The following is a 19612-nucleotide window of genomic DNA, read 5'->3' as shown; positions in this document are numbered from 1 at the left end:
CGTCGCAGGACTTCTTGCAGGCTCCCCAGTCGGTGTCCGAGTCGGTGTTCGAGTCGGTGTCCGAGTCGGTGTCCGAATCCGTGTCCGAGTCCGAATCCGCGTCGGAATCGCTCGAGCCGCCGTCGTCGTCGCCGCAACCGAGCGGCCACACGGCCCACAGGGCGACGAACATCAAAGCGAACAGTACCGAATGGCGCATGTTACCCTCCTAGGTTTTTTTTACTGCGGACAGCAGTCTATCAGTTCACGAAACAGCCTGCAAGAATCCCCGTTTTTTTTTCCAGGAAATGCCGCCTGTTCAGCGGCGATCGGCGGCTGCTTGCCCTCGGATCAGCCCTTCGGCGACGTGCTCTTCGGGCCCGTCCGAGCACCGCTGATGGCGCCGTAGCTCTTGAGCTTGCGGTACAGCGTCGCGGATCCTATCCGGAGCTGCGCGGCGGTGCGCGTCTGGTTTCCGCCGTTCAGCTGCAGCGCGGCGAGGATGTACTCCTGCTCGACCTCGTCGAGCGGTCGCACCGTGCCGGCCACGACCACCGGGACGGGGAACGCCTGCCGGATCTCCTCGGGCAGATCCTCCATCTCCACGCGGCTCCCGCGCGCCAGGGCGACGGCCCGCTCCATCGCGTTCTCGAGCTCGCGCACGTTGCCCGGCCACTCGTAGCGCAGCAGCTGATCCGCGGCGTTCGGCGCGAGGCCGGCGATCTTCCGCCCCATCCGGGTCGCCGCGCCCGCGAGCAGCACGCGCGCCAAAGGCAGGATGTCGTCCCGGCGATCGCGCAGCGCCGGCACGTTCAGCTCGACGACCTTGAGCCGGTAGTAGAGGTCCTGCCTGAAGCCGCCCTCGGCGACCCCGTGCGAGAGGTCGCGGTTCGTGGCGGCCACGACGCGCACGTCGACCTGCCGGCTCTTGTTCTCGCCGACGCGCCGGATCTCCCGCTCCTGGAGCACCCGCAGCAGCTTGACCTGCATCCCCGGCGACACCTCGCCGATCTCGTCCAGGAGCAGCGTCCCGTGGCTGGCGGCCTCGAACAGGCCGGGGCGGTCCGCGGTCGCGCCGGTGAACGCCCCGCGCGCGTGCCCGAAGAGCTCGCTCTCGAGGAGCGTCTCCGTGATGGCGCCGCAGTTGATCGCGATGAACGGGCCCGCCGCGCGAGTGGACTCCTCGTGCACGAGCCGCGCGATCCGCTCCTTGCCCGATCCGCTCTCGCCGGTGATGAGCACCGTGGCGTCCACCTTGGCCACGCGCCGCGCGAGATCCACGATCTTGAGCATCCTCCCGCTCTTGGCGACGATCCCGTCCGGCTCCTCGACGTTCGGCGCCACTCGCGTGAGCGCGCGGTGGTGCACGCGGAGCTTCTGCTCGGCGGCCTTGAGCGTCTCCGTGACGCGCTCGAGCGAGACGTCGAGGCTCTCCTTGAGGCGCCCCTTCTCGAAGAACCCGATCTCCTCGGCGTGATCCGCGCCCCACTCCTCTCGCGTGCGCCCGAGGAGGTTGCACGCGGCGTGGCCCTTGCCCAGGCACCGATCCTCGAGGACGTAGATCTCATGGCCCGCGACGCGGCTCAGGTAGCCGCTCATGAGGCCGCAGATGGTCCAGCACACGGCGGAGTCGGAGCGGCCGAAGTGCAGGAGGTGCTGCTCCGCCTCGTAGGACGCGAGCAGCATCGCGCCCTTCTTGCTGAGCGGGTCGTCGCTGCCCGGCTCCACGCGGAACAGGCCCTCGAGGCTGGAGAGGCGGGGGCCGGCGCGGCGCCACTCCTCTTCGTCGGCCCACTTGAACTCCGCCTGCATCGCCTCGGCCATGCGCCAGCCGTGGGCGAAGCCGAACTGGGTGAGCACCGCGCGCGTCGCGATCAGGCCGAAGTTCTCGACGAGGTACTTCCGCAGGAGCCCCATGGCGATCGCGTCGAGGAGGAGCGCGCGCTGTCCGGCGAACCGGATGACGCCCCCGTCCGAATCGAGCTCCAGGAGCTCCTCGTGGTGCAGATCCTCGATATGCATACTCAGCCCACCCCGTTCGATTTGAAGGACAGGCTATATCATATTGATGGAAATAGCCACCGCGGCGAGAGCACCCCCCCGGCAACTACCCGAACTCGCTTGATTCACGCTTTTGGCCCGGAAGCTGCTCTAGCCGCGAGGCGAGCCATAGCGCTCCCGTCCCACCGACGGATCCGGCTGGGGATAAACGACGCAGCACAAAACGCCGACACGCGGCGTACGCAAGGGCGTGATCGAGGTCATGCCCGGGAAAGCAACGGGCCTAAGGAAAGGGTGCATGAAATGAGAAGTTACAAAGCGGTAGTCATTTTCTTCGTGTTTTCGCAGCTCCTGGGGTGCGGAAACCAGCTGGTCGGGTTCCCCGACGCCGACGACGACAGCACCGCACCGACCGTCATCTCGACCGCCCCTGCGAGCGGCGAGACGGACGTTGCGATCAACCTGTCCGTCAGCGCCACCTTCAGTGAGGAGATGGATCCAGCGTCGATCTCAGGTTCCACTTTCACGTTGTACGACGGGGCGACGCCTGTCGCCGGCGCAGTGAGCTACGCCGGTTACGCCGCGAGCTTCGACCCGACGGACAACCTCGAAGGCGGCACCGTGTACACGGCCACGATCACCACGGGGGCTGCGGACCCGGCCGGAAACAACCTGGTCGCGGACTACGTTTGGAACTTCACCACCGGGAGCTCTGCGGACACCACGCCGCCCACGGTGATCTCCACCATCCCCGTGGACGATGCGACGGACGTGGTGATCAACGCGTCCCTCACCGCCACCTTCAGTGAGGCGATGAATCCCGCGACGATCTCCGACTCCACGTTCACGTTGTTCGACGGAACGACGCCTGTCGCCGGCGCGGTGAGTCTCGTCGGAGCCACCGCGACGTTCAACCCGACGACCGATCTCGAGGTCGACACCCTGTACACGGGTACGATCACGATCGGGGCTGCGGACCTCGCGGGCAACGCGCTGGCCGCCGACTACGTGTGGAGCTTCACCACCGGCGCCGCCGCCGACGTCACTCCGCCCACGGTCATCCTCACGAGCCCATTGGACCTGGCCATCGACGTGGCCATCAACACGAACGTGACCGCCACCTTCAGCGAGGCGATGGACGCGCTGACGATCACCGACCTCACCTTCACGCTGCTCGACGGGACGACACCGGTCCCGGGCGCGGTGACCTACGTCGGCCTCACGGCGACCTTCAACCCGACGGCCGATCTCGTCATCGATACCGAGTACACGGCCACGATCACCACGGTCGCCGAGGATCTGGCGGGCAACGCTCTGGTCGCGGACTACGTGTGGAGCTTCACGACCACGGACGGTTTGGCGCCCACGGTCATCTCCACCATCCCGATGGACGCGGCGATCGACGTGGCCACGGACACCGACGTGTCGGCCACCTTCAGCGAGGCGATGGACACGCTGACGATCACCGACGCCACCTTCACCCTGTTCGACGGGCTGACGCCCGTGTCCGGCGCTGTCACCTACGCCGGCGTCACGGCGACCTTCAACCCGACCGCGGATCTCGATTCCGAGACCGTGTACACGGCGACGATCACGACCGGCGCGGAGGATCTGGGCGGCAGCCCGATGGCCGCGGACTACGTGTGGAGCTTCACCATCGAGGACCTCACGGCGCCCTACGTCGTCTCCACCATCCCGACGGACGAGGCGATCGACGTGGCCGTGGACAGCAACGTGTCCGCCGCCTTCAACGAGGTGATGAACGGAACGACGATCACCGACGTCACCTTCACCCTGCTCGACGGGACGACGCCCGTGCCCGGCGCGGTGACCTACGCCGGCGTCACGGCGACCTTCAACCCGACCGCGGATCTCGCCCCCGAGACAGAGTACACGGCCACCATCACCGCCGCCGCCGAGGATCTGGCCGGCAACCCGATGGCCGCGGACTACGTGTGGAGCTTCACCACGATGGAGACCACGCCGCCCACCATCATCTCCACGTTCCCCGTGGACGGTGAGCAGTACGCGGCCGTGGACACGGATGTGACCGCCACCTTCAGCGAGACGATGGACGAGCTGACGATCACCGACCTCACCTTCACCGTGCTGAACGGGGTGACGCCGGTTGTCGGCGACGTGAGCTACCTCGGCGTCACCGCGACGTTCGACCCGATCGCGGATCTCGAGCCCGGCGTCGTGTACACGGCCACGATCACGGTGGACGCGACCGACCTGGCCGGCAACCCGCTGGCGCCCGGGCTGGTGCCGAACCCCTGGACGTTCACCGTGGATCCCGGTCCGGTCATCGTGATCGACCTCGGCTTGGCCGAATCGTTCGCGATTGCGGCCACCGCCGGGGTCACCAACACCCCGACCGCGCCGCTCACGCACATCAACGGGGACGTCGTGCTGGATCCGCTCGATCAGTGCAACGCCGTGGTCGTCGACGGCGCGGGGGGCTTCGGCCTCTGCGACGGCTCGGCACCGACCATCGACGGGATCGTCATTACGAACACGTACCCCGACACGACCACTTCCACGGCCGTCAAGGCCGACCTGAACGCGGCGTTCCTCTTCATCACCCCTCCCGCCGGCCCCCCGGCCGTCGGGTCATTGGCAGGGGGCACGCCCCTGGCAGCTCCCACCACGATGGGAAACGTGACCGGGAGCGCGCTGGTGCTCGGAGACAACTACTTCACGCCCGGCGTCTATATCTCCGACACGTCGATCCTGATTTCGGACGACATCACGCTCGACGGTGGCGGCGACCCGAACGCCATCTTCATCTTCCAGTCCGCGAGCTCGCTCACCACGGCGGACGGCGCACCCGGGACGTACACTCGCATCCTCCTGACCGGCGGCACTCAGGCCAAGAACGTCTGGTGGCAGGTCGCCAGCTCGGCGACGATCGGATTGTACTCCGAGTTCCAGGGCAACATCCTGGCCGCCTTCGACATCACCATGAAGACCTACTCGACCGCCTGCGGCAGGTCGATGGCCGGAGCGTGGGTCGGTGGAGCCGGCGCGTTCGTCTTCGATTCCAACGTCGTTTCGGTACCGGGCAGCTGCCCGTAGTCGTGAAGGCAAGACATCGAGAAACGTGTGCGAGAGCATCACGAAGATCAGAAGGAGAGACCCATGAGACCCACAGAATCGAGCTCTAGGAAAAACGGATGCCGCGTGTGGCATCGCAACCTGACCGCCTTCGCAGTCGGGCTGGCAGCGTGCCTCGCCGCGCTGCTGGCGGAGAAGCCTGCCGCCGCCGCGGAGTTCACGCTCCACGTCGAACCGGCCGTCGCCTTCTTTGTGGATGAGCCGCAGATATCGAGGTACACGCCGGGGTTCTACCTGGCCATCAGGCCGGGCATCCAGCTCAACCGCGTGGTGGCCCTGCAGTGGTCGTACGCCTACCTCGTGGTCGGGGGGGATGAGGGCTACGACGAGGTCGGATCGGGGCACTTCCTGACGACCGGCATTCGGCTGCGGCCCTTCGCCACCCTCAGGCCCGAAGAGGAGCAGCTGGGCGGCCTGTTCGTGGACTTCAACCTGGGATACGTCCGGACCGAGGACCTGAACCGCTTCGGGTTCGACACGGGCATCGGCTACGGGTTCCAGGCCGCCGACTGGTTCTCGATAGGACCCGCCGTGCGGTACGGCCAGATCGTGCAGCCCGCCGACATCCCGAACCGCGACGCGGACGACGCGCAGTTCGTCACCGTCGGGGTGGATCTCGCCTTCGGGCCCGCGTACGAGCCGTCGAGGGAAGAGGAATGCCCGCTCGTGGAAGAGTGCGTGCAGGAGGAGCAAGAGAAACTGATTGAGACCGTGGCGTTGCCCTGTACCACGTGCCCGGACGACGACAAGGACGGCGTGTGCAACGTCGACGACGATTGCATCAACGAGGCCGGGCTGCCCGAGACGCTGGGCTGCCCCGTCGACCCGTGCGGCAGCAAGCCGCTCATGGTCCTGGTCCAGTTCAACTTCGACAGCTCGAAGATGCCCGTCTGGAAGACCGGCGCGCAGACCATGGATCCGGTGCTCGACAAGATCGCCGCGGCGATCAACCGGGACCCGGGGTGCCGCGTCTGCATCATGGGTCATGCGTCGGAGGAAGGGTCCGCCGCGTACAACAAGACTTTGAGCAGCGAACGGGCCTCGGCGGTGCAGGGGTTCATGGCCGCCCAAGGCATCAGCGAATCGCGGATGCCCACGGTGGGCAGGGGAGAGGATTGCCCGCTCCTTCCCGTGAAGTCGCGCATCTTGAACCGCCGGGTCGAGTTCCGCCGTCTCGGAGCGGGAGAGTCCTGCCCGACGGACTGCGCCAGAAGGCCCTATACTCCGTAGCCATCGACCTCTCGTCCTGCCGCCATGAGTTGGCTCCGTCCCGGCAATAGAACGAACCGGCCCGACAAATGCAGGCATGTCCGCTTGGGCCGCTTCCCGGATGGAGAACATTCTCGTGCTCTGGATTGGACCGAAGTGACACCGTCCGCACCGCGCCGCAGCGCCTCGAGCGCGCTGCCTATGATCGCGTCGCTCGTCGTCGCGACCCTGGCGACGGCATGCGCCGCCCACGCGAATCGCAAGAACGTCGCCGGGGCGAAGCACGAAATCGACGACATCGAGATCGAAGGGGTCGAGCGCTTCGACGACGACGAGATCCTCGATCATCTCTACATGTGCGAGTCGTCGTGGATCCCCTTCAGCGAGGACTGCTTTTTCAACGAAGGCTACATTCCCGTCGACACGCAACGGATCGTCGAGCTCTACAGGTCCTACGGTTACTTCCACGCCGAGGTCACGGAGATAAGGCAGGTCCCCCGAGGAGGGCGCTCGGACGAGGTCGACATCGTCGTCGTCGTCCGCGAGGGCGAGCCGGTGCTCATCTCCCGGGTCTCTTTTCACTGGCTGAGCGAGCCGGGGCCCGACTCGGGGTGGGGGTTCGACAGGTCCGAGGTCGAAGCCAAAGCTCGCGTCGCCGCTCCGCATCCCCTCGAGATCGTGGCCCTCGACAACGCCGCCGCGCGCATGCGACAGGATCTGCAAGGGCGCGGCTACCCCCTCGCCACGGCAGCGCACAGCGCCGTCGTCGACCTCGGGCGTCTCGCGGCCGAGGTTCGGTTCTCGATCACGGTAGGTGCGCGGGCGGACATCGGAAAGATCCGCATCGTCGGTCTCGAGGCGGTGCCGGAGTACCTCGTGCAGCGCGAGATCGACTTCGCCGGAGGCGAGCGGTTCTCGCCGGCGCTCCTCACGCGAATGGAGAGGGCCGTCTTCGCCATGGACGTGTTCAGCCCGGTGACCGTCTTGGCGGACCGGGAAGTCGGAGCCGACGGGCGGATCGGCATCACCGTGACCGTCTCCGAGTCGGAGCCGCAGCTCGTCAAGATCGGCGTGGGTCTCGGCCTGGAACCGACGAGATGGGAGGAACGGGTCACCGGGCTCTACTCCCATCACGATCTCTTCGGCCAGCTGACCCGCTTCGAGCTGCGGATCAAGGCCGGCTACGCCGAGCTCCCCAACCCCTTCAAGGTCGTGGAGCACGGCCCGGTCCTCAAGATCGAGCCGCGCCTGCAGAAGAAGGGTTGGATCGAGAAGCGGCTTGTGTGGACGATGGCGCCCGCGTTCGAGCTGGGCATCCAGGAGGGCTACCAGTTCTACTCGCCGAGCACGCGCCTCGCGATCTCGCGGATGTTCTTCGAAAGGCTGGACGTCCAGTTAAGCCACAACCTGAGCTTCGTCGACTTCTTCGACGTCTCCCCGACGCTCGAAGCGAACCGCTCGATCCTGGGGCTGGACTACCGCGACCCCTACCTGCTGGTCTGGGTCGAGGTGTCGAGCGACCTGTACCTGACCGACCGTGTCGTCGATCCGCGCAACGGCGTGGTGCTCGGCGCGCGGTACGCGGTGGCCGGCGGAGCCCTGGGCGGGGACTACGATTTCCAGAAGGTCGTCCCGCGGCTTCGCGCGTACTGGAAGATCGCCCCTCGCCTGCAGCTGGCCGTCCAGGCCGAGACCGGGCTGATCTTCCCCTACGGAGATCGCCCCGCGGCGCCGTTCGACATGAAGTTCTACCTCGGGGGCAGCGACACCGTTCGCGGCTGGGGCCTGCGGCGGCTCTCTCCCAAGACCGAGCTCTGCCCGGACGACGGCGACTGCCGCAGCATCCCCATCGGCGGCTACACGATGGCGCTCGGCAACCTGGAGCTGCGGGTTCGCACGTGGGGCAAGCTGTACGTCGTCGGTTTCGTCGACGCGGGCGACGTGCGCGCCGGGAGGGCCGAGTACGACTTCACGCAGCTCAACTACGCGGCCGGCGGCGGCCTCCGATACGACAGCCCCTTCGGCAAGATCCGGCTGGACGTGGGCGTTCGGCTCAACGAAACGCAGCTTTCACGGGGTGAGGATCGCTGGGCGTTCCATCTCGGCCTGGGCGAGGCGTTCTGATCATGGCACGCGGGAAGCTACGGCGGGGGCTGGGAATCGCGGGGCTGACCGCGATCGCCGCCATGGTGTCGGCGACGCTGCTCGCGCTCGGGCTCCTGCTCTATACGGAGGGCGGCACCCGCCTCGCCGTGGAGATCGGGCGGCGTCTGTATGACGACTCGATCCCGGGCGGCGTGACCGTCGGCTCGATTTCGGGTCGCCTGGGCGACCGCTTCCTCATGCGCGGCGTCACGCTGCGGGACAGGGCCGGCACGCCGTTGATCTCGGTGCGGGAGCTCGAGGTCGAGTGGTCGCCGCTGTCCATGCTCGGGGGACGCCTGATCGTCGAGCGCGTGACGATCCGCGGCGCCGAGGTTCGCCTGGATCGGGGGCTTTCCGGAGCCGGCTTCGCGGATCTGGCGCCCGTTGAAACCGCGCCTGCCACGATAGCCCGCGGGCTCGGTCCCGACCTGCCCTTCGCGCTTTTGGCCCGCGTCCGGCTGGAGGACGCCACCGTTTCCCTCGCCGGCGCCGACGGGAACAGCGAGGCCATCGCGCACGTCGCGGCGCTCGAGCTGTCGCTGGCGGCGACCGCCACGCGAGCGAGATTGACCGTGGTGAACGCATCCGGAAGCGCCCCGAGCGCGGGATCGGCCGACCTGGATTTCGCGGTGGATTGGGATGAGCCGATCGTCATGTTGACCGGCTTGCGGGCGACGACCGACTTCGGCTCGCTCTCCATCCGCGTGGCTGCGTTCGACGTGACGGCACAGGTCGGTGTCGTCGAGGCGTTCGTCGATGTCGACGCCGGGGCCGTGAAGGAGCTCTTTGGGATATCGCTCGAGCAGGACGTGGCGATCCCCGTCTCCGCGTTCGGCGGCCCGGAGTCGTTCCGGGCGTCGCTCGCCGTGATGGACGGCCCCGAGGTCGCGATCGAGATCTCGGCTACGGGTTCGGCTCGACCCGTGCTCGACGTGCGCGCGACCATGGACTCGGCCGGCGGCGTGCAGATCGCCGCGATCCACTCGGTTCTCGACCGTCGGCTCTCGGACGGCCGGGTCGAGCGGGCGTGTGCGGCGGTCGAGATCGACGACCTTTCCCTGCTCACCGGGGCGCTGTCCCACCTGTTCGACCTTCCGGAGATAGGTGGAGCGCTCGGGATCGAAGCGACCTGCGGTCATGAGTCCGGCGCGTTGGTGTGCCGCGGCGACGCGCGAGGCCGGGATCTCCGGTTCGGCGCGAACGGCGTCCGCAGCGCGAACCTGGACCTCGGCCTGCGCCCCCTCGATCCCGCCCTTCCGTTCGACGCGCACCTGGCGGCGGACGGGCTCGAGCTGTCCGGGTTGCGGATCTCGCATCTCGACGCGACGGCAGCCGGAACCACCGACGAGATGGACGTGGCCCTGCGCGCGGCCGCTTCCGGCGGCGATCTCCTGCGCGCTCGAGCGACGGTGGATCTCCGCGACGGCGTCGCCGTCACCTTGCGCCAGCTCAGCGGGCGATACCGCGGCACCACGGCGCAGCTCGCGCGCCCGGCGACGGTGTCCTACCGCCAAGGGTCGCTCGCGGTACGCGATCTCGAGCTTCGGATAGCCGGCGGAACGGTGACCGTGGACGGCGACGTCAGGCGAGACGCGGAGAGCGATTTCACGGCGCGGATCGCCGGAGTCAGGCTCGAGCGGCTCGCAACGCTCGTTCCCGGGTTGGATCTCGCGGGCGAGATCGACGCCAGGCTGGTGGTCGAGGGCACGATGCGATCGCCCCGCGCGACGCTCTCCGCCAGCGTCAGGAGGTTGTCTCGGCGGGAGCTCGTTCTCGGCGACGTCGAGCTGTTCGCCTCCATGAGCAAGAGCCGCCTCTTTGTCGATCTCGAAAACGAGGACGGCATCGCCGAATCGCTCCGGCTCCTGGCCGAGGCCGAGATCGTCTTCTCGCCGCAAGGGGCGCGGGCGATCCGCTTCGCCCGCGGCGGGTTCAACGACGTCGAGCTGGTCGCGAAGGGGCTGCGACTGGATCTGCTCCGCACGCTGCTGCCGGGAGTCGAGATCGACGGCGTGGCGGACGTGGACGCGCGGCTGCGCGGAGGCCCGGACAATCCGTACGTGCGCCTGGAGATCGGCTCGCGGAAGGTCGCCTGGAGGGGGGTGGTCGTGGCACCCTTCGAGCTCCTGGCCGAGCATTCGGACGGCGCGATCGCAGCGGAGCTCCGGATGGACGGCGGCCCCGCCGGACGGATCGAGGCCGTCGGCCAAGTCCCCATCCGAATCACCCTGGACGCGCCGCCCCTTTGGAGACGGGACCGCTCGCACGAGGTCGACGCGAGCGCCGTCGGGCTGGACCTGCACACGTTGCGACAGATCGCCGCCTGGAACGGCGTCGAAATCGGTGAGCTGCCGGTCGACGGGCTCGTCGATCTGAAGGCCGTGCTCAAAGGAACGCCGTCGAGCCCCGTGCTGGAAGCCCTGCTCTCGAGCGGCGATCTGAGCTGGAGATCCCAGCGGCTCGGCGGGACCAAGGTGCGGCTCGAGCTCGGGCGAGGCAGGGCGCGGCTGCACGCCCAAGTCGTGCAGGCGGAAGGCCGCTGGGCCGACCTGGTCGCGTCCGCACCGTGCGACATCGAGATCCAACCGTTCGAGTTTCGTTGGGACAACCGAGGTGCGCACGAGCTTCGATTGCAGGCGGTCGGCATCGACAAGGCCGTCTTGTCGCCTTTCTTGGAAGCGCCGGCCGGATCGGATCTGCGCCTCGACATGGTTCTGGACGGCGCGGGAAACATCGACGAGTTCGCGGTGCGCGGCGAGTGGAACGGCAGAGCCCTGTTCGAGAAAGGGGACACGGTGCCGTTCCGAGGGACGGCAGCTGCCGATCTCCGTCATCAGTCGGTCCATCTCGAGATCGGGAGCCCGGGCTCGACGGTCGCGTCGGTCACGGCGCGCACGGAGATCGCCGTCGGCGAGCTGCTGCGCGGCGAAGGGCGCCCGGAAGACGTTCCGCTCGCCGCAAAGATCAGGATGCCCGGGCTCGATCTGAAGCCGCTCGGGTTCCTGCTTCCCACCGGTCTGTACGGGATCGAGGGCATGCTCCGAGGAGACGTCGTCGTGGACGGCACCATCGGCGCGCCCAGGGTCCGCGGATACGCGACGCTCGAGGACGGCGCGATCACCGTCGTCGAGATGGGACAACGGCTGCGCAACATCGACGTCCGTGCATCGATGGACGGCCGCCGGATCGTTTTCAGGGAGATGACCTTTTCCAGCGGTGAAGGGCGAGGGACGGCGGACGGCGAGCTCGTCCTGTCGGACGGAGGCTCGACGCGCGTCTCGGTCGATGCGCGCCTGCGGCAGTTCCCGTTCGTCAAGCCCGGGCTGCCCAACCTCACGCTGGACTCCAAGGTGACCTTCTCCGCCACGCGCGACAGGAAATCCACCGAGGCGCTCATCGCCCTGCGCGGCACGAGGATCAAGCTATTGACCAAGACGCCTTCGCGCGCGCCCGCACGGCTGCCGCCGGCCGGCGAGATCACGTTCCTCAGCCTCGAGACCGGCGTCGCTCCCGAGGCGCTCCCCGACTCGAGGGTCGACGATTCGAAGGACTCGCGGCCTCTGAAGCTCGTGATCGACGTCTCCGACCCGATCGAGATCACCGGCCCCGACGTGAGCATGCGCTGGAGCGGATCCGTGACCGCGGCCTCCGCCTCGGGTCGCAACGCCGTGAGCGGCAGGATCGCGGCCGAGGGCGGGCGGTTCTGGCTGCTCAACAACTCTTTCGTCATCGATTCGGGCGAGGTGAGCTTGCCTGCCACGGGGCCTCTGGATCCCTACATCCGCTTGGTGGCCCGCACCGAGACCCAGGCGGCGCTGGTCACCGTCGAGATCAAGGGGCGGCTCAGCCGGCCCGACCTGACTCTGACCTCCGACCCCGCGATGAACCAGTACCAGATTCTCACGCTGCTCTTGACGGGGCGCTCGGACACGGGCGAAGGCGGCGAGAACGGCGAGGAGGTTCGCGCGCAGGCGGCCTCGTTGTTGCTGGCCCTCAACAACCCCGTTCTCGAGCAGCAACTCAACGACCGGCTGGGCGTGGATCGTATCGGGCTCAGCATGGGCGAGGACGTGGACGAGCCGGTCGTGGCCGTGGGCAAGCGGCTCGGCCGTCACTTCTACGTGGAGACCGAGTACCACCACAACGCGCCGTCGACGGAGAACCGCGCCGGCGGGCGGGTCGAGTACTACATCAACCCGCGGTGGTCGATCGAGACCTTCTACGGCGACGCCAACAAGGGCGGGATCGATCTGTTCTGGCACAAGCGGTTCGGCCGGCCGAAGCCGAAGCCGAGGCCCCTCGTGTTGCCGGCCGAGCCCGAGGCCGCGGCATCCACTCCTTGACGACGGGCCGGCCGGGCTTCTCCGAAGCTAAATAGCTGATCTTCGGTCCGCTACACTCGCCAAGAGAATTGCTCTCGCTGCCTACGGACCGCGGCCACCAGGGCCGCGGCCAGGATGACGAAGCCCTCCGGGCTGTCGAAGGAGGAAGCCCACCGGGCTTGTCTCCGAAGCGGCGTGCCGCTGAGGAGAATCCTGGCCGCGCTCCTCGTGGGCGCGGCTGAAAGCGAGGCCGGCCATCATTTGATCTGGACCGAGGCCAACGCTATCCAGAACGAATTGATGGGAATTGCACATCGTTTTGATGGAACACGCCGGCTCCCCGAAGCGATCTCCGGTTCAAGCTCTTGAATTCAAACGCATCCCCTCGATGGCCCGAAAGCTGCTTGAGGTATGTGCCGAACCGCGGGCACAGCGCCACCGATTCGCCGAAACCGCACGGGGTACACACCATGAGCGTTGAAACCTCCGATTCCGAATACGCCATCGACAAGGACGAAATGACCTCGGTCATCCGTCACGGCGCCCTGCTGTCCGACTCCGGCATCCGTCGCAAGGCAACCCTGCTCCAGGCGGACGCCTTGCAAACGGCGATCTTCAACAGCGCCAACTTCTCGAGCATCGCCACGGACGCGAAGGGCGTCATCCAGATCTTCAACGTCGGCGCCGAGCGCATGCTGGGCTACACGGCCGCCGACGTGATGAACAAGATCACGCCGGCCGACATCTCCGACCCGCAAGAGCTGATCGCTCGAGCCAAGGCGCTGAGCGACGAGCTCTTGACGCCTATCATGCCGGGTTTCGATGCGCTGGTCTTCAAGGCCTCTCGCGGCATCGAGGACATCTACGAGCTCACCTACATCCGCAAGGACGGCAGCCGCTTCCCGGCGGTCGTGTCGGTCACCGCCCTGCGCGACGATCTCGACGCCATCATCGGTTACCTGCTGATCGGCACCGACAACACCGCGCGCAAGCAGATCGAAGCGGCGCAGCAGTATCTGCTCAAGGTTCAAGCGGAGACGAACGAACAGCTACAGCAGACCAACATCACCCTGCGGGACAGCGAGGAGAAGCTCGCGGTGACGCTCAAATCCATCGGTGATGCGGTGATCGCCACCGATGCCGAGGGGCGAGTGGAGCTCCTGAACCCTGTCGCGGAGCATCTCACCGGCTGGACGCAGGCGGAGGCCATGGGCCGCCAACTGGGCGAGATTGTTCACATCGTCAACAAGGAAACCCGCGAATCCATCACCTTCCCGGTAAAGGAAACCTTGGCCAGCGGCACGGTGGAGCGCCTGGCCGGCCACACCGTACTGATCGCACGCGACGGCAGAGAGTGCGCCATCGCCGACAGCTGCGCGCCGATTCGCGGCCGCGACGATCAGGTGGTCGGTGTCGCGCTGGTCTTCCGCGATGTCACCAAGGAAAACGAAGCGCAGCAGGCCTTGAGCGACAGCTCCGCGCTGGTTCAGACGATTCTCAACACCGTGGTGGACGGGGTCATCACGCTCTCGGCCGACGACGGCCTCATCGAGCAGGTCAATCCGGCGGCGGAGCGGATGTTCGGCTATGCCGCCGCGGAGCTCGTCGGACAGAGCCTCGGTCTGCTGATACCCGAGTTCGTTCGAGGCCAGGACAACGGTTTCCTCGAGTACGACAGCGCGAGCGACGAGGCGCGCGCCGTCGGTCTCGGACGCGAGGTGGTAGGTCACCGCAAGGATGGCGGCCTTTCCCCGTTGGAAATTACGGTCAGCGAGATGTGGCTGGGCGGAAAACGCTACTACACCGGCGTTTTACGAGACATCACCGCGCGCAAGGAGGCGGAAGAGGCGCTGCAGAAGGCGGGGGCGCTGCAGAGCGCGATCTTCAACAGCGCCAACTTCTCGAGCATCGCCACGGACGCGAACGGCGTCATCCAGATCTTCAACGTCGGCGCCGAGCGCATGCTGGGCTACACGGCCGCCGACGTGATGAACAAGATCACGCCGGCCGACATCTCCGACCCGCAGGAGCTGATCGCACGAGCCAAGGCGTTGAGCGACGAGCTCCTGACGCCTATCACACCCGGCTTCGAGGCGTTGGTCTTCAAGGCCTCGCGCGGCATCGAGGACATCTACGAGCTCACCTACATCCGCAAGGACGGCAGCCGCTTCCCGGCGGTCGTGTCGGTCACGGCCCTGCGCGACGATCACGGCACGATCATCGGCTATCTGCTGATCGGCACCGACAACACCGCGCGCAAGCAGATCGAGGAAGAACAGAAGCAACTCAGCCAGCGCCTGCGCGACCATCAGTACTACACGCGCTCCCTGTTCGAATCCAACATCGACGCGCTGATGACCACCGATCCGTCCGGCATCATCACCGACGTCAACAAGCAGATGGAGACGCTCACCTCTTGCACGCGCGACGAGCTGATAGGCGCGCCGTTCAAGAGCAACTTCACCGATCCGGAACGGGCCGAGGCGAGCATCAAGATGGTGCTGAGCGAAAAGAAGGTCACCAACTACGAGCTCACCGCGTGCGCCAGGGACGGCAAGGAGACGGTGGTGTCCGTCAACGCAACCACGTTCTACGACCGGGACAGGAGGCTGCAGGGCGTGTTCGCCGCCGCACGCGACGTCACGGAGCGCAAGGTCCTGGATCAGGTGCTGCAGGAGAAGAACACCGAGCTGGAGAGCGCCAAGTCCGTGGCGGAGAAGGCCAACCTCGCGAAGTCCGAGTTCCTCTCCAGCATGAGCCATGAGCTGCGCAGCCCGCTCAACGCCATCCTCGGGTTCGCCCAGCTCATGGAGTCCGACTCCACGCCGCCGACGCCCTCCCAGAAGGAGAGCACGGACCAGATCCTTCTGGCTGGGTGGCATCTGCTCAAACTGATCGACGAGATCCTCGATCTCGCGAAGGTCGAGTCCAGGCAGATGCCTTTGTCCAAGGAGTCGGTGTCGCTAGCCGAAGTCATGCTCGACTGCCGGAGCATGCTCGAACCGCAGGCGCAACAGCGCGGCATCAAACTGATCCTCCCGGAGCTCGACGCACCGTACTTCGTCCTGGCCGACAGGACCCGGGTGAAGCAGGTCCTCCTCAACCTGCTCACCAACGCGATCAAGTACAACGTCCCGCAGGGAACGGTCGACGTGAGCTGCACCGAGATCACACCGGGACATACCCGCGTGAGCATCTTGGACACCGGCGCGGGGCTGAGCCCGGAGCAGATTGCGCAGCTGTTCCAGGCGTTCAATCGCCTCGGGCAGGAGGCCGGCGGCGAGGAGGGCACGGGCATCGGCCTCGTGGTGGCCAAGCGGCTGGTCGAGCTGATGGGGGGCGCGATCGGCGTCGAGAGCACGGTCGGCGTGGGGAGCGTGTTCTGGTTCGAGCTCACCTCGGCCGTCGAGCCGAGCCTTTCCGCGGAAGGAGACGACGCCGCGGTCGTGGGCCAACCGCACGTGCTCGGCGGAGCGCGGCGGCACACCCTGCTCTACGTGGAGGACAACCCCGCGAACCTGAGACTGGTCGAGCAGATCATCGCGCGCCAGCCAGCCATTCGACTGCTGACCGCCGTGAACGGGAACATCGGCGTCGAGATCGCGCGCAAGTCCCTGCCGGACGTGATCCTGATGGACATCAACCTGCCCGGCATCGACGGTTTTGAAGTCTTGAAGCTCCTGCGCTCGGACCCGGCCACGGCGCACATCCCCGTCATCGCCATCAGCGCGAACGCGATGCCGCGCGACATCGAGAGAGGCTTGGAGGCGGGATTCTTCCGCTACATCACCAAGCCTATCAAGATCAACGAGTTCATGGCGGCGATGGGTGTGGCTCTGGAGCACGCGAAAAAGGGTGAGGCATGACGGCCACCCAACACCTGCAAGCCACGCACATCCTGATCGTGGACGACTCGCCGGCCAATCTGCTCTTGCTGGCGAGAATGCTCGGGGAAAAAGGTTACAGGACGCTGACGGCTTCCAGCGGCAAGCTGGCGCTCGAAGCCGCCCGCGCCGACCCCCCGGACCTGATCCTCCTCGACATCACCATGCCGGAAATGAACGGCTACGAAACCTGCGAGCAGATCAAGGCCGACACGACGCTGAGAGACATCCCTGTCATCTTCATCAGCTCGCTGAACGAGACGATCGACAAGGTGAAGGCGTTCGGTGTGGGCGGAGTGGACTACGTCACGAAGCCGTTCCAGTTCGAAGAGGTCTACGCCCGCGTCCAAACCCATCTGCAGTTGCGCCGGCTGGGGAGGCTTCGCGACAGCCTCACCCACATGGTCGTGCACGATCTGCGCAACCCGCTGACGGTCATCTGCGATTTCCTGGACATCCTGGAGTTCCAAAAGGCCCAGGTGCTCTCGGCCACCACCCAGGCGCTCGTCACGGTCGCGCGCCGCAGCGCCGAGGATCTGCTCACCATGATAGGCTCCATCCTCGATGTCGCGAAAATGGGGGCGGGCGAGATGTCGCTCCAGCGCGAGCCGTGTGACCTCGGCGCTCTCGTCCGCGCCTTGTTGGACACGATCCACCCCTTGCCCGACAACCGCACGGTGACGCTCGAAGCAAAGAAGCCGTCCCTCTTTGCCCCGGTCGACGCCGGCTTGATTCGGCGGGTGCTCCAGAACCTGCTCGGCAACGCCCTCAAGTACACCCCGGTCGGCGGCGACGTCCGCGTCGTCCTCACGCCATCGCGCGGCGAAATCCGCATCGAAGTCATCGACCTCGGCCCCGGGATCGCGCCCGAATACCACCAGCGCATCTTCGAAAAGTACGGCCAAGTGGAAGATCGCACGAATCGCGTGGGCACCGGGCTGGGACTGGCGTTCTGCAAGCTGGCCGTCGAAGCCCACGGCGGCCGCATCGGTGTCGAGAGCGAAGTCGGCAAAGGCAGCACCTTCTGGATGACCCTGCCCCGGCCGGAAGACGGCGTCGGGGCCTCCTAGAAAAGGAACGCAGTGATGACAGGACAAGCGACCAGAGTTCTCATCGTGGATGACGAGGCGTCGATCGGCCAGGTGCTGAAAGCCGGGCTCGAGATGCACGGGTTCGCCGTGAGGTACGAAGCCCTATCGACGAACGCGATCAGTGCGTGCCTCGATTTTCATCCGGACCTCGTGCTCCTCGACATCGACATGCCAATCAAAGACGGCGGGCAGGTGGCGGCCGAACTGCGGACGCACCCGACGCTGCGGAGCACCCCCGTGATATTCCTGTCCTCCCTCGTCGAGCGGGAGGAGACGGGGAAGCGGAACGCGTCCCACGAGATGTTCCTGTCCAAGCAGATTCGCATCACGGAGCTGGTCGCCATCATTCGCGACGCGCTGGAATCCTCATGAAGGGCCCGTCCGGCATTCTCCGCGGCAAGATCCTGATCGTCGACGATTTGAACGCCAACGTTCAGCTGCTCGCGCGAATGCTGGCTGCCGCCGGCTATGTTTCCGTGGCGTCGACGATGGACCCCCTCGAGGTCTGCGAGCTCCACCGCCGGAACCGCTACGATCTGATCCTGCTCGATCTCCAGATGCCCGGGATGAACGGATTCCAGCTGATGGAGCGGCTCAAGGAGATCGAGTCGGACGACTACCTCCCGGTGCTCGTCGTCACCTCTCAAAAGGAGCACAAGACGCGCGCGCTCCAGGCCGGCGCCAGGGATTTCATCAGCAAGCCGTTCGATCTGGCCGAGGTGCTGGTGCGAGTCCACAACATGCTGGAGGTGCGCCTTCTGCACAAGGCGTTGCACAACCACAACGAAGTGCTGGAACAACGAGTGCGGGAGAGAACCGCCGATCTCCTGGACGGCTATCTGGAAACCATCTTCACGATGACGCGCGCGGCGGAGCACAAGGACGAGGACACCGGCGCCCACGTGCAGCGCATCAGCTTCTACACCGGCCACCTCGCCAGGGCGCTCGGCCAAGGCGAGGAGTTCATCGACACGATCTTCTTCGCGAGCCCGATGCACGACATAGGCAAGATCGGCATCCCCGATCATGTTTTGCTCAAGCCCGGCCGCTTCACGCCGGACGAGTGGGCGGTCATGAAGGGGCACAGCTCGATGGGCGCGGAGATCCTCGGCAACAGCAAGTCGCCCTATCTCCGGATGGGCGCCGAGATCGCTCTCCACCACCACGAGCGCTGGGACGGCGGTGGATATCCGAGCGGCAAGCGGGGCGAGGAGATCCCGCTGACGGCGCGCATCATGAGTATCTGCGACGTCTACGACGCCCTGCGAAGCAAGCGGCCCTACAAGCCCGCGTTCGATCATTCGAAGGCCTTGGAGATCATCACGCGCGGCGACGGCCGCACTCGGCCGGAGCACTTTGCCCCGGAGGTCTTTGCCGCGTTCCGGCAAAACCACGAATCGTTCCGAGAGATCTTCGACGCGCACGCGGAGTAGGCGCTGCCGAGGGGGTGTTCCGCATCATTTCGATGGAACGCACTGGGTCTTGCAAACAAACCACGATCCAACCCATTGAATTCATACGGGTTTCATTGGTGGCCCGGAAGCTGCACCCCGGAAGCTCGGCTTTGCCGAGGCGAGAGCCACCTTTTCTCAACGAAGGGAGAATACTGTCATGAAGACGTCAAGAATCGGCGCGCTGTTCCTGATCCTGTCCTTGCTGCCTGCGTGTGCTGACCATTTGGTCAGCCACGGTGATCCGGACGGGGGAAGCACCGACACGGATACGGATACCGATACCGACGTGGATACGGACACCGACACCGACTCGGACACGGACACGGACACCGACACCGACACCGACACCGTTACCGACACCGACGCCGATACCGATACCGATACCGATACCGAAATGGACGGCGGATAGG

General features: G+C 66.3%; 12 protein-coding genes. 10 read left to right on the top strand and 2 right to left on the bottom strand.

Translation table 11 applies throughout. From position 1 onward, the window contains the following. Positions 1–199: hypothetical protein (locus tag M0R80_24890; GenBank protein ID MCK9462873.1), on the bottom strand; the 199-nt coding region annotated here is incomplete at its 3' end. A gap of 131 nt (positions 200–330) precedes the next feature. Next, complete coding sequence (locus M0R80_24885) at positions 331–2001, bottom strand: sigma-54-dependent Fis family transcriptional regulator (GenBank protein MCK9462872.1); 1671 nt, start codon at positions 1999–2001, stop codon at positions 331–333. A 282-nt stretch (positions 2002–2283) separates the two neighbouring features. Here M0R80_24885 and M0R80_24880 point away from each other — a divergent pair, with 282 nt between their 5' ends. From M0R80_24880 to M0R80_24835, 10 genes are all read left to right on the top strand, one after another. Next, the gene (locus M0R80_24880; GenBank protein MCK9462871.1) at positions 2284–5058 is read left to right on the top strand and encodes an Ig-like domain-containing protein; all 2775 of its coding nucleotides are present in this window, start codon (positions 2284–2286) and stop codon (positions 5056–5058) included. 63 nt (positions 5059–5121) lie between these two features. Next, positions 5122–6327: an OmpA family protein gene (locus M0R80_24875; GenBank protein ID MCK9462870.1), complete on the top strand. Its 1206-nt coding sequence runs from the start codon at positions 5122–5124 to the stop codon at positions 6325–6327. 135 nt (positions 6328–6462) lie between these two features. After that, entirely contained in the window at positions 6463–8430 is a 1968-nt protein-coding gene (locus M0R80_24870; GenBank protein MCK9462869.1) for a BamA/TamA family outer membrane protein, read from the top strand. A gap of 2 nt (positions 8431–8432) precedes the next feature. After that, positions 8433–12794, top strand: coding sequence for a translocation/assembly module TamB (locus tag M0R80_24865; GenBank protein MCK9462868.1), 4362 nt, complete (start codon positions 8433–8435; stop codon positions 12792–12794). A 114-nt stretch (positions 12795–12908) separates the two neighbouring features. Then, entirely contained in the window at positions 12909–13142 is a 234-nt protein-coding gene (locus tag M0R80_24860; protein MCK9462867.1) for a hypothetical protein, read from the top strand. Positions 13143–13243: 101 nt separating this feature from the next. Continuing rightward, positions 13244–16639, top strand: coding sequence for a PAS domain S-box protein (locus tag M0R80_24855; protein ID MCK9462866.1), 3396 nt, complete (start codon positions 13244–13246; stop codon positions 16637–16639). After that, a complete protein-coding gene (locus M0R80_24850) occupies positions 16636–17727 on the top strand; it encodes a response regulator (protein ID MCK9462865.1) in 1092 nt (363 codons plus the stop codon). Before M0R80_24855 ends, M0R80_24850 begins: the two co-directional genes overlap by 4 nt. Positions 17728–17742: 15 nt before the next feature. After that, positions 17743–18120, top strand: coding sequence for a response regulator (locus M0R80_24845; GenBank protein ID MCK9462864.1), 378 nt, complete (start codon positions 17743–17745; stop codon positions 18118–18120). Then, a complete protein-coding gene (locus M0R80_24840) occupies positions 18117–19181 on the top strand; it encodes a response regulator (GenBank protein ID MCK9462863.1) in 1065 nt (354 codons plus the stop codon). The genes M0R80_24845 and M0R80_24840 overlap by 4 nt, the downstream gene beginning before the upstream one ends. A 178-nt stretch (positions 19182–19359) precedes the next feature. After that, complete coding sequence (locus M0R80_24835; protein MCK9462862.1) at positions 19360–19611, top strand: hypothetical protein; 252 nt, start codon at positions 19360–19362, stop codon at positions 19609–19611. The last annotated feature ends 1 nt before the right edge of the window (position 19612 follow it).

The sequence above is a fragment of the Pseudomonadota bacterium genome (assembly GCA_023229365.1).
Taxonomy (GTDB): domain Bacteria; phylum Myxococcota_A; class Polyangia; order JAAYKL01; family JAAYKL01; genus JALNZK01.
The sequence above is the reverse complement of the archived record's forward strand: the minus strand, read 5'-3'. Positions and strand labels throughout refer to the sequence as shown.